This window comes from Croceibacterium aestuarii, assembly GCF_030657335.1.
Lineage (GTDB): Bacteria > Pseudomonadota > Alphaproteobacteria > Sphingomonadales > Sphingomonadaceae > Croceibacterium_B > Croceibacterium_B aestuarii.
On record NZ_CP131039.1, the window covers coordinates 2151413 to 2166813 of the forward strand.

The 15401-nt window shown below is 67.2% G+C and carries 13 protein-coding genes; 9 read left to right on the top strand and 4 right to left on the bottom strand.

Annotated elements, in window-relative coordinates; all coding sequences use genetic code 11:
* The first annotated feature begins 44 nt into the window (after nucleotides 1-44).
* From Q7I88_RS10655 to Q7I88_RS10675, 5 genes are read left to right on the top strand one after another with little or no spacing between them, the layout of a single operon-like run.
* Nucleotides 45-1430 carry a TIGR03013 family XrtA/PEP-CTERM system glycosyltransferase gene (locus tag Q7I88_RS10655; RefSeq protein WP_305095897.1) on the top strand — a complete coding sequence of 462 codons (1386 nt, stop codon included), beginning with the start codon at nucleotides 45-47 and terminating at the stop codon, nucleotides 1428-1430.
* Nucleotides 1427-3535, top strand: coding sequence for an XrtA/PEP-CTERM system histidine kinase PrsK (gene prsK / locus Q7I88_RS10660; RefSeq protein WP_305095898.1), 2109 nt, complete (start codon nucleotides 1427-1429; stop codon nucleotides 3533-3535). The genes Q7I88_RS10655 and prsK overlap by 4 nt, the downstream gene beginning before the upstream one ends.
* Nucleotides 3535-4899: a PEP-CTERM-box response regulator transcription factor gene (gene prsR, locus Q7I88_RS10665; protein ID WP_305095899.1), complete on the top strand. Its 1365-nt coding sequence runs from the start codon at nucleotides 3535-3537 to the stop codon at nucleotides 4897-4899. Before prsK ends, prsR begins: the two co-directional genes overlap by 1 nt.
* A complete protein-coding gene (locus Q7I88_RS10670) occupies nucleotides 4883-6670 on the top strand; it encodes a tetratricopeptide repeat protein (RefSeq protein WP_305095900.1) in 1788 nt (595 codons plus the stop codon). Before prsR ends, Q7I88_RS10670 begins: the two co-directional genes overlap by 17 nt.
* A gap of 48 nt (nucleotides 6671-6718) precedes the next feature.
* Entirely contained in the window at nucleotides 6719-7681 is a 963-nt protein-coding gene (locus Q7I88_RS10675) for a bile acid:sodium symporter family protein (RefSeq protein ID WP_305095901.1), read from the top strand.
* Here Q7I88_RS10675 and Q7I88_RS10680 read toward each other — a convergent pair.
* Together Q7I88_RS10680 and panB are read right to left on the bottom strand one after the other, a co-directional pair.
* Nucleotides 7668-8714, bottom strand: coding sequence for a DUF475 domain-containing protein (locus Q7I88_RS10680; protein WP_305095902.1), 1047 nt, complete (start codon nucleotides 8712-8714; stop codon nucleotides 7668-7670). The genes Q7I88_RS10675 and Q7I88_RS10680 overlap by 14 nt on opposite strands.
* Before the next feature lie 178 nt (nucleotides 8715-8892).
* Nucleotides 8893-9762 carry a 3-methyl-2-oxobutanoate hydroxymethyltransferase gene (panB, locus tag Q7I88_RS10685; protein ID WP_305095903.1) on the bottom strand — a complete coding sequence of 290 codons (870 nt, stop codon included), beginning with the start codon at nucleotides 9760-9762 and terminating at the stop codon, nucleotides 8893-8895.
* Between the two features lie 135 nt (nucleotides 9763-9897).
* Between panB and Q7I88_RS10690 the strand changes: the two genes are divergently transcribed.
* Nucleotides 9898-11475 (top strand): amino acid permease, encoded by a 1578-nt coding sequence (locus tag Q7I88_RS10690; protein WP_305095904.1) that lies wholly within the window; start codon nucleotides 9898-9900, stop codon nucleotides 11473-11475.
* 103 nt (nucleotides 11476-11578) lie between these two features.
* On the opposite strand, the gene Q7I88_RS10695 is transcribed toward Q7I88_RS10690, so the two are convergent.
* Complete coding sequence (locus Q7I88_RS10695; protein ID WP_305095905.1) at nucleotides 11579-12046, bottom strand: pyridoxamine 5'-phosphate oxidase family protein; 468 nt, start codon at nucleotides 12044-12046, stop codon at nucleotides 11579-11581.
* A 135-nt stretch (nucleotides 12047-12181) separates the two neighbouring features.
* Here Q7I88_RS10695 and Q7I88_RS10700 point away from each other — a divergent pair, with 135 nt between their 5' ends.
* Complete coding sequence (locus tag Q7I88_RS10700; RefSeq protein WP_305095906.1) at nucleotides 12182-12940, top strand: hypothetical protein; 759 nt, start codon at nucleotides 12182-12184, stop codon at nucleotides 12938-12940.
* Between the two features lie 49 nt (nucleotides 12941-12989).
* Entirely contained in the window at nucleotides 12990-14531 is a 1542-nt protein-coding gene (locus tag Q7I88_RS10705) for a DUF6504 family protein (protein ID WP_305095907.1), read from the top strand.
* On the opposite strand, the gene Q7I88_RS10710 is transcribed toward Q7I88_RS10705, so the two are convergent.
* Nucleotides 14532-15179, bottom strand: a complete 648-nt coding sequence (locus tag Q7I88_RS10710; RefSeq protein WP_305098599.1) for a TauD/TfdA dioxygenase family protein — start codon at nucleotides 15177-15179, stop codon at nucleotides 14532-14534. It lies immediately after the preceding gene.
* Here Q7I88_RS10710 and Q7I88_RS10715 point away from each other — a divergent pair.
* Nucleotides 15168-15350, top strand: coding sequence for a hypothetical protein (locus Q7I88_RS10715; RefSeq protein ID WP_305098651.1), 183 nt, complete (start codon nucleotides 15168-15170; stop codon nucleotides 15348-15350). The two genes, Q7I88_RS10710 and Q7I88_RS10715, sit on opposite strands and share 12 nt — an antisense overlap.
* Nucleotides 15351-15401: the final 51 nt, after the last annotated feature.

Sequence of the window (15401 nt, forward strand, 5' to 3'; positions counted from 1 at the left end):
TCCGGTGACGCCCGCAACCTGCGCGGGCGCCGCCGGTGGGAGCGATGATCCGCCTGTTCAAACACTACATTCCGCACGCCGTGCTATTGCTCGGCTTGATCGATTTCGCCCTCCTGCTGCTGGCGAACGATCTCGCGTGGAAGCTGCGAGCGGAACAGATCGGAACCGACGCCGGGCTGCTGAGCGAGCGGATGCCGGCGTTGATCGGCTTTGCCGTCGTGACGCAGACGGCGCTGATCGCCGTCGGGATCTTCGGCAGCGAAGCGCTACGCTCGCTGCGATTTGCCGGCGCGCGGCTGCTGGTCGGGGTCAGCCTGGCCGTACTGCTGCTCGCCTTTGTCGAATTTGTCCTGCCCGGCGAGACCTACTGGCGTTCGACCTTGCTTTACGCGATGATTCTCGCGCTCGCGCTGCTGTTCGCCAACCGCGTGGTGGTCGGCGGCCTGCTGGGAGCCAACGCCTTTCGCCGCCGAGTCCTCGTGCTTGGCGCCGGACCGCGCGCTCTGCGTCTGCGCGCGCTGAGCGAACGGCCGGGGAGCGGCTTCGCGATTGTCGGTTACGTGTCGATGGGCGGCGGTCACCTCGCATTCGAGGGCGCGATTCCGCGCGCCGCCATTCCCGACCTTTCGCACCACGTGCAGGCGCTCGGCGCGACAGAGGTGGTCCTGGCGATCGAGGAACGGCGCAACGCATTGCCGCTCAAGGACCTGCTGCGGGTCAAGACTGCGGGGGTCCACGTCAACGACTTCTCCAGCTTCATGGAGCGCGAAACAGGACGAGTCGATCTCGACACGCTCAATCCCAGCTGGCTGATCTTCTCCGACGGTTTCTCCTCCGGCCGGATGATATCGAGCTTCGCCAAACGGGTGTTCGACATCCTCGCCAGCGGCTTGCTGCTGCTGCTGACCTTCCCGTTCATCGGCCTCTTTGCCATTCTGGTGAAGCTCGACAGCGCCGGTCCGGCATTCTTCCGGCAACAGCGCGTCGGCCTTTATGGCGAGCCATTTTCGGTCATCAAGCTCCGTTCGATGCGCAGCGATGCCGAAAAGGACGGAGCAAAGTGGGCCGCGAAAGACGATCCGCGCATCACGCGGCTCGGCAGGTTCATTCGCAAGGTCCGGATCGATGAATTGCCGCAGACCTGGAGCGTGCTCAAGGGCCACATGAGCTTCGTGGGGCCGCGGCCGGAAGTGCCCCAGTTCGTCGCCGATCTGGAGGAGAAGCTGCCGTTCTATGCCGAGCGGCACATGGTCAAACCGGGCATCACCGGTTGGGCGCAGATCAACTATCCCTACGGTGCCTCGGTCGAGGATGCGCGGGCCAAGCTGGAGTACGATCTCTATTACGCCAAGAACTACACCCCGTTCCTCGATATCCTGATCCTGCTGCAGACCTTGCGGGTGATCCTCTGGCCGGACGGTGCGCGATGAACGGTCCGGTGGTCGGCCCGCTCGAACTGGTCGCTTACCTGCTGTCCGCGCTCGGACCGCTGGTCTTGGCGACGTGGCTGCTCGCGCGCCGCGCGCAAAATGCGTGGTCGCACGGCGCAACCGCCACCGCACTGGCGACCATGGCCGCCTGGGCGCTGGCCCGGCCGGTGTTTGGGCCCGACGCGATGTCGGCGCGGCTCCTGCTCAGCGCGAGCTATCTCGCCTGGCTATGGGCGCTCTACCGTATGTTCGCTCGCGATGGGCGTCACGAGAGCCTGGGCCCAATTCGGCCGGTGGTGCTCGCGCTGGGCTTCGTAGGCTTGATGCAAATCGCTCTTGCGCTGGCCGTCGTGGGCGAGCCGAGCGCAGCGGGGACCGGAGAACTGGTCCGTCTTGGCATCGCTTTCCGGCTGCTGTTTTGCGCAGGTGCGCTGGTCCTGGTGCACAATCTCTACACCGGGGCTTCGCTCGCCGCCCGGCGCGAACTGCGCTGGCCGGCCGCGGCAATGGCGCTGATGTGGTTCTACGACCTCAATTTTCAGACCCTGGCTTTTCTCGAGCAGGGTCTGCACGCCACTCTCGCCGGCTTCCGCGCATTGATACCGCTGGCCGTGACGCTGCTGCTGGCGATCGGTGCCCTGCAGCGCACGCCCGAGCAAGCGTTCAGCCCTTCGCGGGCCTTCGCCTTCCGGTCGATCTCGCTGCTCGTCATCGCCGGCTATTTCGGGCTGATGGTCGTGGCGTTTCGCGGCATCGCCATCGCCGGCGGCGAAACAGCCGGGCTGTTGCAGATCGCGTTCCTCGTGGTCGCAAGCGCGGGTGCGCTGGCACTCCTGCCATCGAAGCGCCTGCGCGGCTGGCTCCACGTCACCGTGACGAAAAATCTCTTCCAGCACCGCTACGACTATCGCGAGGAATGGCTGCGTTTCACCCGGACCATGGGCGACGGCGACGCGGGGACAATGCCGCTGCGTGAGCGGGTGATCCAGGCCGTGGCCGACGTGACCGACAGTCCCGCCGGGCTGCTGCTGGCGCCGGGCGAGTATGGCAGTCTTTCGCTCGCAGCGCGCTGGCAATGGCCGGGAACCGAAATCCCGGCCGAGGCGATGGACGTCGCCGGGGCACGCTTCTTCGCCGACAGCCAGTTCATCCTCGACCTCGATCATTGGAGAGCGGGCAAGAACGAAGATATTCCGGATGCCGCGGTGCCGCGGTGGCTCGTCGACGAGGCGCGGGCGTGGGCAATGGTGCCGCTGCTGCATTACGACCGCCTCCTGGGCATCGTTGTGCTCGCGCGACCGGCCTATTCGCGCACGCTCGACTGGGAGGATTTCGACCTGCTGCGCGTGGTGGGTCGCCAGCTCGCTAGCTATCTTGCGGAGGAAGCCAGCCAAGACGCGCTCGGCGAGGCGCAGCGCTTCGACGAATTCAACCGCCGCATCGCGTTTGTGATGCACGACATCAAGAACCTTGCCAGCCAGCTTTCGCTGCTCGCACGCAACGCCGAAAAGCATGCCGACAAGCCGGCTTTTCGCGCCGATATGCTGGTGACCCTCAGGAACAGCAGCGACAAGCTCAACACCCTGCTTGCGCGCCTCGGCCGGTACGGGGGCCAGGGCGGGGAGCAAGTCGGACCGGTGCCCGTCCGTTCGCTGCTGCAGTCGATCGCCGAACGTTACCGCGCCCAGCACGCCGTCATCGCCCTGCCGGGCGGCGAGTTCATAGCCCTTGCGCAGCCCGACGCACTCGATCAGGCCCTTGTGCACCTCGTTCAGAACGCGGTCGACGCCAGCCGGGACGATACCGCGGTTCTTCTCGACGCGCGGTCGGAGGGAATGGATGTCGTCATCGAAGTGAACGATTCGGGTAGCGGCATGAGCCCCGAATTCGTTCGCACCACGCTGTTCAAGCCGTTCCATTCCTCCAAGCCCGGTGGGTTCGGCATCGGCGCTTACGAGGCGCGGGAGACGATCCGCGCCATGGGCGGCAAGCTCGAAGTCGAAAGCCGCGAGGGGCTTGGCACGCGTTTCGTCGTGCGCCTCCCGCGCCTGCTCGGGGATGTGCGAATTCCCGCAAGCTACAATGTGAAAGCTGAGGTGGCATGATGGTGGAACAGCTCCCCAAACTCCTGATCGTCGAGGACGACGAGGGGCTGCAGGCGCAGCTCAAATGGGCCTACGACGATTTCGAAGTGATAATCGCCGGCGATCGCGATAGCGCGATTACCGCCTTGCGCGCCGAGAAGCCGGCAGTGGTGACGCTCGATCTCGGCCTGCCGCCTGATCCCGACGGGACCAGCGAAGGCTTTGCGGTGCTCGACGAGATCATGGCCCTCAAGCCCGACACCAAGGTCATCGTGGCCAGCGGTCACGGCGCGCGCGCCAGCGCGCTGACCGCCATCGAGCGCGGAGCCTACGATTTCTACCAGAAGCCCGTCGACATCGAGCAGCTCGGCTTGATCGTCCGGCGCGCGCTCAACCTCCATCATATCGAGGTCGAGAACCGCAAACTGGCCGAGCGTTCCGGTGACAGCAATCGCGTGCTCGGCGGTCTCATCACGGCAGCACCGGAAATGGTCCGCGTCGCCCGCACCATCGAGCGCGTCGCGAACACCAAGGCTTCGGTCATGCTGCTCGGGGCGAGCGGCACCGGCAAGGAACTTCTGGCGCGCGGTCTGCACGACGCGAGCGATCGCCGGGGCGGCAATTTCATCGCCATCAACTGCGCGGCGATTCCCGAAAGCCTGCTCGAGAGCGAGTTGTTCGGACACGAGAAGGGCGCCTTTACGGGCGCAATCAAGACCACCGAAGGCAAGATCGAGCTTGCCGGCGGCGGCACGCTGTTCCTCGATGAAGTCGGCGACATTCCGCTTCCGTTGCAGGTCAAGCTGCTGCGCTTCCTGCAAGAGCGTACGATCGAGCGGATTGGGGGACGCAGGTCGATTTCCGTCGACACCCGCATCGTCTGCGCGACGCATCAGGACCTTGAGGCGATGATCGCCGACGGGCGCTTCCGCGAGGATCTCTATTATCGTCTCGCCGAAATCGTGGTGAGGATACCCAGCCTAGCCGAGCGTCCCGGCGATGCCGCGCTGCTCGCCAAGGCGTTTCTCAAACGTTTCGCTGGAGAGATGAACCCGCAGGTCAAGGGCTTCGCACCCGACGCTTTGGCGGCGATCGGCGACTGGTCGTGGCCCGGCAACGTCCGCGAGCTCGAAAACCGGGTGAAGCGCGCGGTCATCATGGCCGACGGCAAACTGATCAGCGCCGCCGACCTCGACCTCGGCGGCACCGAGGATGGGGAGTGCGAAGCGCTCAACATCAAGAGTGCCCGCGAGCAGTCCGACCGGCGCATGATCCGCCAGGCGCTTGCCCGGGCCGACGGGAATATCTCGAGCACCGCCAAGCTTCTCGGCATAAGTCGGCCCACGCTCTACGACTTGCTCAAGCAGTATGACCTGCAGGCTTGAGCGGATCTGGCTGGCGCTGCTCCTCGCCTGCGCGGCCATCCCGGCGCTCGCGGGTGGGGGCGGCGACCCGCTGACCACGGCGCGCGAGGCGATAGCTCGAGGCGACGGTATCGCCGCCGAGGTTGCCGCGCGTCGGGCCATGGCCGAGGGGGCGCCGCGCAGCGCGGTGGCCGCCACCCTGGGCGAAGCCTATGCGCTCCAGGGAGAAACCGGCAAAGCGCTGCAATGGCTCGAGCCCGGCGAGTTCGACCGGTCGAGCGCCGAATCCGGCTTCCGCGCGCTCGGCCGCCTCAAGACCGAGCGCGGCGAATTCGGCGAAGCGGCCGAAGCCTTCGACCGTGCCATCGCGAGCGGTGCGCGAAGCTCGGGATTGTGGGTCGATATCGCCCGGATGCGCTATCGCAGCGGTGAGCAGCACATTGTCGGCGATGCGATCGACCGGGCGCTCGCCCTCGACCCGCGCGATCCCGACGCCCTGTCGCTGCAGGCCCAGCTGGTGCGCGATTCGCGCGGCCTGGTCGCGGCGCTGCCGTGGTTCAAACGCGCCGTCGGGATCGCGCCCGACGACGTCGCCCTGCTGGGCGACTACGCTGCGACCTTGGGCGAGGCCGGCCGCTACAAGTCCATGCTCAGGGTGGTCCGCCACATGTTCAAGCTGCAGCCGGACAATCCGCGCATCTATTACCTGCAGAGCGTGCTCGCGGCGCGCGCCGGGCAGGACGACCTCGCCCGGCGCCTTCTGTGGCGCGCCGGCGACGACAGCGCGGCGAGTCCGGCCGGTCTCGTGCTGGCCGGGGTGCTCGAATATCGCACCGGCCACCCGGCGCTCGCGGTCGAGCGGTTCGACGAACTGGCACGACTTCAACCTGACAATCCACTCGCCGCAAAACTGCTCGCTCGTGCGCTCCTCGCAAGCGGGGACCTTTCGGAGACGGTATCGCGGCTGACTCCGATCGCGAGCCGAGACAACGCTTCGCCCTATGTGCTGACGCTACTCGCGCGCGCGTACGAACAGCTCGGCCGCCGCGCCGACGCAGCGCCCTTGCTCGATCGCGCGGCGCAGGCTGCACCGTCGGCGCTGGCGGCCTATCCGTTCGGCGCGGCCGGCGAAGACGCGTCTTTCCGCTGGGATGCTACTGCGCGTGCCGATGCGGGCGTGGAGGAACTCAGGCGCCTGCTCGGGACCGGTCAGCTCGATGCGGCGACCGCTCTTGCGCGGGACCTCGACGCCCGCTTTCCCGGCGCCGTCGATATCGAGAACCTCAACGGCGATGCCGCGCTGCTGACCGGCAGGCCCGCTGCCGCACTGCAATACTATGCCCAGGCTGGCGAGGTCCGGCGCACGACGGCCATGATCCAGCGGGTCGCCAAGGCGCTGACCATGCTGGGGGATGCGAAGGCCGCGGACCGCCTATTGGCCGGTTCGCTGGCGCTCGATCCGCGCAACCATGTTTTGGCGGCGCAACTCGGGCGGCGGCTTGCCGCGCAGGGCAAATGGGCGGAGGCTGCCACTTTGCTGGGTCATGCGGTCCGGCTCGGCGGAGGGCGCGATCCACGCCTGTTGAGCGATCTCGCCCGGGCACAGATCGAGACCGGCGCGGCCGACGCGGCACTGACCAATGCGCGCGAAGCCTACCGCATCCAGCGCGCTCTGCCGCAAACGACTGAAGTGCTTGCTGCTGCGCTGGCAGCGAAGGGCGAGGGCGGGGCGTCCGTCTTGCTTGCCAAGATCGACCGGCAGCGCAGTTCCACCGCGTTCGCCGCCCGCTAGCGCGGCACTGCGCTGGACAGCCGGCCTGCGCTTCGCCAATCGCCGCCCATGCCTTCGCTGGGCCCCCTATTGCGAATCGACCCGCTGGTTCGGCTCCTGCTGCTGGCGATCGTGCTCGCTTCGCTGCTCCCGGTGTCCAGCGCCTGGCGGCCGGTGGCGCAAGGCGTCTCGAATGGGGCGGTCTTCCTGTTGTTCCTGCTCAACGGTCTGCGCCTGCCGCGCGCCGACGTGCTGCGCGGGATCGGCCACGTCCGTTTCCTCGTGCCGCTGGTGGCGTGGTGCTTCGGCGCGATGGCGTTGGCCGGTTGGGGACTCTCACTGGTCCTGGCGGGCTGGCTTCCCTCCGTCGTGGCGCTCGGCTTCTGCTACCTCGGAACGCTGCCATCGACGGTACAGTCCGCGACCGCTTACTGCTCGCTGGCCGGGGGCAATGTCGCCAATTCCGTGGTCGCCGCCGCGCTGCTCAACATTCTCGGCGTGTTCGTCACCGCTCTGCTGTTCTCGCTGCTGGCGGGAAGCGAGGCAGCGGCGTTCGACTTCGGTGCGCTCGAAAAGGTCGCGCTGATCCTGCTGCTACCGTTCCTGCTCGGGCAGATCGCGCAGAGCCGCTTCGGGCACTATGTGCGCGAACACCGGCAGCTTGCGACGTGGATGGACCGGACGGCAATCGCCATCGCCGTTTACGTCGCGTTCTCCGGCGCGGTCGACGAGGGCCTGTGGACGCGTGTCTCTTTCGGAGACTGGGTCGTGCTGGCCGGCGGCGTCGCGCTGTTGCTGTTGTTCGCCTTCGGCGGGGCCTGGGCGCTGGGCGGAGCGCTTGCGCTGCGCCGGGCAGACCGCATCGCCTTTCTGTTCTCCGGGGCGCAGAAGTCGATCGCGATGGGTGCCCCGCTGGCCAGCGTGCTGTTTCCCGCCGGTGTCGCCGGGCTCGTGCTGCTGCCGGTGCTGGTCTACCACCTGCTGCAGCTGGTGCTCTCGGCCCCGCTTGCCGCGCGGCTCAGCCGGGGTTGACGCGGTGGCGGCGATTGTGCCGCACCGACCACCACAGCGAAATGCCGATCAGCACCGCGCCGATCAGCCCGGTCACCGTCTCGGGAATGTGGAACCGCGCCGAGAGCAACATGATCGCGCCAAGTGCGAGGATCGCCCAAAACGCGCCGTGTTCGAGATAGCGGTATTCAGCCAGCGTTCCCTTCTGCACCAGCATGATGGTCAGCGAGCGGACGAACATCGCGCCGATCGACAGACCGAGCGCGATGACCACCATGTTGTTCGACAGCGCGAAGGCGCCAATCACCCCGTCGAAGCTGAACGAGGCGTCGAGCACGTTGAGATAGAGGAACCCGCCGAGCCCGGCGGAAACGACCGCGCCGTGCGCTCTGGCCGTCTCTTCGCGCATTTCGAGCAGCGTGCTGATCCCTTCGACCGCGACGAAGGTCACTATTCCGAGCATACCCGCGACTAGGAAGGTCAACGCCTCGTCGTCCGGCAGCATCAGCGAGATGAGGAACATCGTCACCAGCAGCAATGCGATCTCGACCGCAGCAATGCGCGAGAACTTGCTCAGCTGTTCCTCGATCCAGGCAAGCCAGTGCACGTCCTTGTCGGAATCGAAGAAGAACTTCGAACCGACCAGGGCGAGGAAGGCGCCGCCGAAGCCGGCAATGCCGACATGCGCAGAGGAGACGATCCGTTCGTATTCGCGCGGGTTGTTGAGCGACAGGTTCACCGCCTCGAACGGGTTGAGGCCCGCGGCGATGGCGACGATTGCCAGCGGGAAGGCAATGCGCATGCCGAACACCGCAATGGCCATGCCCCACGTGAGGAAGCGTTTTTGCCAGATCTCGTCCATGTCCTCGAGCACGGTGGCGTTGACCACGGCGTTGTCGAAGCTGAGCGACACTTCGAGGATCGACAGAACGGCGATGATCCACAGCATCCGCAAGGTCGCCGAAATGCTGCCGGTCGCGGACCAGCCGTACCACAGCCCGAGGGCGAGGCAGACGAGGGTGAAGACCAGCGATCCGCGAAAGTATTTCAGCATGATGCCGCGCTTTCGGAGGTCACATCGCCCGGACGGCATTGGCGCAATGCCGGATTGGCCGTCTTATCGGCGCGGAACTCACGGCCCCGCAACAGTGACGACAATCCCATATCGCAAAGTGAATCCATGGCCGCGGCGTTGGCACGGATCGAGGGTCGTAGGAAAGCGATTTTCGGCCCTATTCCGGGCGGTAGCACTGCTCGGGGCCGGGGAAGCTGCGGGCGCGCACTTCGTCGGCATAGGCCGCTGCTGCTGCCGAAATCGTGGCCGCGACGTTCTCGTAGCGTTTCACGAAACGCGGGACGCGCTCGAACATGCCGAGCATGTCTTCGGTGACGAGGACTTGGCCGTCGCACTGCGCTGAGGCGCCGATGCCGATGGTCGGGCAGGCGACCGCGCCGGTGACCGCGATGGCGATGTCCTCGAGTACGCCTTCGATGACGATGGCGAAGGCGCCGGCCTCGTCAAGCGCGCGGGCGTCGGCGACGATCTTCTCCGCCTCGGCATCGTTCTTGCCGCGTGCGGCATAACCGCCGAGCACATTGACCGCCTGCGGGGTCAGGCCAACGTGGCCCATCACCGGGATGCCGCGCTTGATGAGGAATTCGACCGTCGGGGCCATCGCCTCGCCGCCTTCGAGCTTCACCGCCGCCGCGCCGGTCTGCTTGAGCAGCCACGAGGCGCTCTCGAAAGCCTTCTCGGGCGATGCTTCGTAGCTGCCGAAGGGCATGTCGACGCAAACCACCGCGTGGTAGCTGCCGCGCACCACCGCGGCGCCGTGGTTGGCCATCATCTCGAGCGTGACCGGCACCGTGGAAGGCAGGCCGTAGATCACCTGACCGAGCGAATCCCCGACCAGCAGCAGGTCGCAGTGCGCGTCGAGCAGTTGCGCCTGCCGTGCGGTATAGGCGGTCAGCATGACGAGCGGCTCGCCCGTGACTCCATCCTGCTTGCGGGCGCGCAGCTTCGGCACGGTCAGCCGCTTCATGGGCTGCGGCGTGGGGTTGGCGCGGCTCGTCGAGGTGTCGAGCTGAAAGGTCGTGGACATGGAGGTCAGCCATAGGCCGGCTATCAAGCCGGGGAAACCCCGCACATTTCGCCTTGCCAAGCGAACTGCCCGCGTTAGCGTGCCGGGCCATAGAGGGAGGCGGGCCGCGCGCGGCCGCCCAAGAAGGGATTTTCTATGATTTTGGACCGGGTCAAACCGCTGGACGCCATTCTTGCGGCAGCGGAGAAGAAGTCGCTCAAACGCACCTTGGGCTGGTTTCAGCTGATGCTGTTTGGGATCGGCTGCGTCATCGGCACCGGCATTTTCGTTCTTACCTCGGTAGGTGCGCAGAAGGCCGGTCCGGGACTGATGCTTGCGTTCGCGATTGCCGGCGCCGTCTGTATCGTGGCGGCGCTATGCTACGCGGAAATCGCGGCGATGATCCCCGTCGCCGGAAGCGCCTATACCTACAGTTACGCGACGATGGGCGAGTTCTTCGCCTGGACCGTAGGCTGGGCGCTGATCATGGAATACGCCATCGCCGCTTCGGCGGTGTCGGTGGGCTGGTCGGGATATTTCTCGGGCACGGTGCTAGGAGGGTTGGGGATACACCTGCCGACCTGGCTCAGCGCCGGGCCCCTCGCGCTGGGCGGCGTCGAGGGCGGATTCATCAATCTGCCCGCATTGGTCATCGCCTTGCTGGTGACCGCACTGCTGGTCATCGGCACGAGCGAGAGCGCCAAGGTCAACGCGATCCTGGTGCTGATCAAGGTCACCGCGCTTACGGCGTTCGTGGCCATTACCCTGACGAGCTCGGAATTCGATGCCGAGCGGTTCAACCCGTTCCTGCCGGCCGGCGTGTTCGGCGGCTTCGGCACGGGCGTGGGCGCGGTCGGCGCGGCGGCGACGATGTTCTTCGCCTATGTGGGGTTCGACGCGGTTTCGACCGCGGCGGAGGAAACCAAGAACCCGCAGCGCAACGTACCGATCGGGCTGGTCGGGTCGCTGCTGTTTTGCACGGTGTTCTATATCCTCGTCGCCGCCGGGGCGATTGGGACCATCGGCGGCACGCCGATCTTCGATCCGTCGGGCACGTTCCCGCTTGAAACCGGCTCACCGGAACTGGCGCGCCAGTGCGCGATGCCGGAATATGCCCAATCGCTGGTGTGCTCGAAGGAACCGCTCGCGCACGTGCTCAAGGTGTTGGGCTTCACGGGAATCGGCAACCTGATCGGCCTGGCCGCCTTCCTCGCGCTGCCGTCGGTCATCTTGGTGCTGATCTTCGGCCAGACCCGCATCTTCTTCGTCATGAGCCGCGACGGCCTGCTGCCCGAAAAGCTCAGTTCGGTGCATCCGAAGTTCCGCACTCCGCACGTCGTCACGCTGATCACCGGCGTGGCGGTGGCGATTGCCGCGGCGTTCTTCCCGGTCGGACAGCTGGCAGACATCTCGAACGCCGGCACGCTTTACGCCTTTCTGATGGTCGCGGTGGCGGTGCTCGTGCTGCGCAAGACCGATGCGAACCGCCCGCGCTCGTTCCGGGTTCCCGCGGTCTGGGTGATCGCGCCGCTGACGATCTTCGGCTGCGTGTTCCTGTTCCTCAACCTGCCCGCCGCGGCGATGCTGTTCCTGCCTGTCTGGGGCGCGCTCGGCCTGGTGGTCTATTTCCTCTATAGCCGCAGCCACAGCCATCTCGGCCGCGGGATCGTGGAAGTCGTCGACGACGTCGCCGGCGAGGAGACCCAGGTGCCGATCCACCCGCCGAAGGACTGACTGCAATGAAACGGGGCCGCCTCTTGGTGGAGGCGGCCCCGACGCGGTGACGAACGCGTCCCGCTTTTATCCGGCCCTGGCAGCGTTGCGGTTGACCGATGTTCTAGAGCGTCGTTTCGGTGTGTTCCTCGCGGGCATCTTCGGTCACATCGAAGCCGAGCAGCATTTTCACGTTGTCGGTGAAGCCGAGATCGCTGTTCCAGATTTCGGCCTGGCCGAGGTCCATGCGCAGCATGATGAGGTTGGGATCGTCCTTGCCGTCGAACCATGCTTCGATGACGGTGTTCCACTGCTTGTCGCGCCGTTCGCGGCTGGTTTCCTCGCTCAGGGTGCCGGTGAAGCGGGCGAACATGTCGTGGCCCTTTCCGGCGAAGGTCGCAGTCGCCGGCCCCATTGCGGCGAGCGGATGGTCGCGGCGGGTGAAGAACCAGATTGTGCCGTTTGCGTCCTCGTCGAGCTGGGCCGTCATCGGAACCGCGGTGGCGGGATCGGCGTTGCGCTGGAGGAACAGGAAGGGGCTGTCGGCGAGGGCCGACCAGAAGCTGTTCTTCAATTCCTTGGTATCGCTCATGTCTGTCTCCTTTGCCCGTCCAACGGAGGGTCCGAGAAGATGGTTCCGCCGGGGGCGGCGGGGCGAAGCCGGGCTGCGCCCGATTGCCATGCCGCCGAATAGGGAACATAACAAGAACACAGGAGTCGATTCGTCATGGACCTTTCCACCTTGCCCACTGCCGGCGGGCTCTCTTCGCTCGGCGAGCGCGCACGCCGCTGGCGCCCGGGCCTCGCCGGTGCGCGCCATGCCGAGGTTTTTGCCCGCGGCGGTGAGGGATGCGGCGCGGCGGCGGCGCTGGCGCTGGCGCTCGACGGACTGCGGGCGGACGGGGCGGAATGGGGCCAAAGCGACAACGATCAGCGCGCCGTATTGTGGGTGCAGGATGCCGCCGCCATCCGGCTCGGCGGAAGGCCCTATCGCCACGGCTTGCCCGATGGGCTGCGCCGCCGATTGATTCATGTCGCGGCGAAGACGCCGGAGGACGCGCTGTTCGCGCTGGAAGAAGGCGTGCGCTGCCGCGACATGGCCTTCGTGCTGGGCGAGATTGCCGGCAACCCGCGCGCGCTCGATTTCGTCGCCTCGCGCCGCCTTAGCCTCGCGGCGGAAAGGCATGGCGTGCCGCTGTGGCTCGTGCGGCTTGATGCGGCGCGCGATCTCAGCTCGGCGCGAATGCGCTGGGATGTCTGTTCGGCCCCGTCACCGCGTCCGCGCTGGAACCCCGCCGCCCCCGGCCGCCCGGCCTGGCGCGCCGAGCTGTTCCGCGCCCGCTCTCACATTCCCGGAGAATGGATGCTGATGGATGGGCCCGGCGGTCTCACTGCGGAATCTTCGGCAGCCGAGCCGACTCATGGCGACACCGGTTCCGGACGGGCGGAAGACCTGCGGGAAATGACTCAAAACCGCTCGGCCTGAGGCTGCCCAAGGCACGGCCGTGGTATCCCCCAATCCTTCCCGCCGGATCATGTCGATCTGGCTGCCCCGCCTGGCGATCGATCGCTGGCGGCAGGCCGAAGGCCTTCAGGAAGGGCAGGGGGCGGACGCCGAGCCGCTCGTCCTGATTACCGAAACCGCGCACGGGCCGCGGATCAATGCCGCCAACCGCGCTGGGCTGCAGGCCGGGGCGCAGCCGGGCATGATGGTGGCCGACGCGCGCACGCTGTGCCCCGCGCTGAAAACGCTGCCGAGCGACCCGGCGGGCGATCGCGACTTCCTCGAACGGCTTGCGCTGTGGGCGCGGCGCTGGGGTCCTTGGAGTGCGATCGATCCGCCCGACGCCGTGCTGGTCGACGTGACCGCGGTGGCGCACCTGTTCGGCGGCGAGGATCGCCTGCTGGCCGATGCGGCCGAGCTGTTCGGCCACCGCGGCCTCACCGCGCGTCTCGCCATCGCCCCGACCGCCGGGGCGGCCTGGGCGCTGTCGCATTATGGGCAACAGTGCAGCATTCTTTCTCCCCCGGTCGAAGTGAATATTCCGGCGATGCTTTCCGATCTCCCGGTCGCCGCGCTGCGTCTCGATGGCGACGTGCTGACCGTGCTGCGCCGCCTCGGGCTCAAGCGGCTCGGCCAGCTCGAGGGGATCGGGCGCGACGCGTTGCAGCGCCGTTTCCGCACCCGCCGCGCGCCGGCGGCCAACCCGTTGACCCGGATGGACCAGCTGCTCGGCCGCGTGCCCGAGCCGCTGCTGCCGGTTGTCCCTGTGCAAATCCCGCTGGTCCAGCGCCGCCTGCTCGAGCCGATCCGCCACCGCCCGCTGCTCGACACCGTGCTTGCCGACCTCGCTGCCGACATGGCGCGCGAACTCGAAGGGCAGGGGCAGGGCGCACGGCGGCTCGAGCTGGGGCTATGGCGGGTCGACGGCGAGGTGGTCGTGCGCGCGCTCGAACTCGCCGCCGCGACCCGCGACGCCGCGCACATCGTCCGCCTGTTCGCCGCCAAGATCGACGACGTCGATGCCGGGTTCGGGATCGAAATGGTCCGCCTGCGCGCCAGCTGGGCCGAGCCGCTGGCGCTCGAACAAATCGATATCGAGGCCGCGGCCGAGGAGCACGGCACCAGCCTCGCGGCTTGCATCGACCGCCTGGCCGTGCGGCTCGGGCCGAAAGCGGTGCGCCGCCCGGTCCCGCGCGCCAGCCACATCCCCGAACGCGCGCAAGGCTGGCAGCCGCCGCTCGAACCCGAAGCAGCCAGCCAGGGCGAACTCGCCTTCCACGCCCGGCCCCTGAAGCTGCTCGACCGCCCCGAGCCGATCGCCGTGCTCTACGCCAGCCCCGACGGCTTGCCGCAACGCTTCCGCTGGCGCGGCGCGGTGCACGAGGTCGCTCGCGCCGAAGGCCCCGAACGCATCGCTCCCGAATGGTGGCGCGAAACCGGCCGTGCCCGCTTGCGTGACTACTACCGCGTCGAGGACGGCGAAGGCCGGCGCTACTGGATCTATCGCCTCGGGCTGGCGGGGGACGGGCGCGGCGGGCCACCCGACTGGTTCATGCAGGGGCTGTGTGGGTAGTTACCGCACCGGCGCTTCCCCGTTCACCGTCACCCGGTGCATCACCCGCCGCTCGCCGGCGTAGTCGTTAAGCGCATAGTGCAGCGTGGCGCGGTTGTCCCAGAAGGCGACGTCGCCGGCCTGCCAGCGCCAGCGGCAGGTGAACGGCTCGCGGGTCGCCTGGGCCATCAGGTAGTCGAGCAGCGGAGCGCTTTCCTCCTCGGTCATGTCGGCGAAGCGCGGGGTGAAGGCGCCGCTGACATAGTAGAGCATGCGCCCGCTTTCGGGGTGGGTGCGGACCAGCGGGTGCGGGTGCTCCCAGTGCGCCGCCGAGGTGGGCGAGGAACGAACCGAGCTGTCCTTGCCCCAGTCGAGCGCCTTCTCACCGTAGATCTTGGCGGGGGTGTGCATGACGACGAGGTTGTCGATCAGGCGCTTCATTCCCTCCGATAGATCGTCGTATGCGAGGTAAAGGTTCGACCACAGCGTGTCGCCGCCGACTTCGGGCACCTCCTTCGCATAGAGGATCGAGCCGAGCGGCGGTTCGGGCAGGTAGGTGACGTCGCCATGCCAGGCGCCGCCGAAATTGCGCGTGTCGGTCGGTTCCTGCCGCACCTCGATGATGTCGGGATAGTCCTCCATCCCCTCGACCTGGTCGTGCCGGCCCAGCGTGCCGAACCGCTTGGCGAAGGCGAGGTGCTGTTCGGGCGTCTTTTTTGTCCGCGAAAGAAGATGACCAGGTGTTCGACCAGCGCGCGGCGGATTTCGGCCACCGTCTCGTCGTCGAGTTCGGCCGCCATGTCGACGCCGTCGACCACCGCACCGAGCGACGCCGAGTAGCGGGTGACGCCGATGCGGCGGTAATCGCTCCACTGACCCTGCGGGGTGATC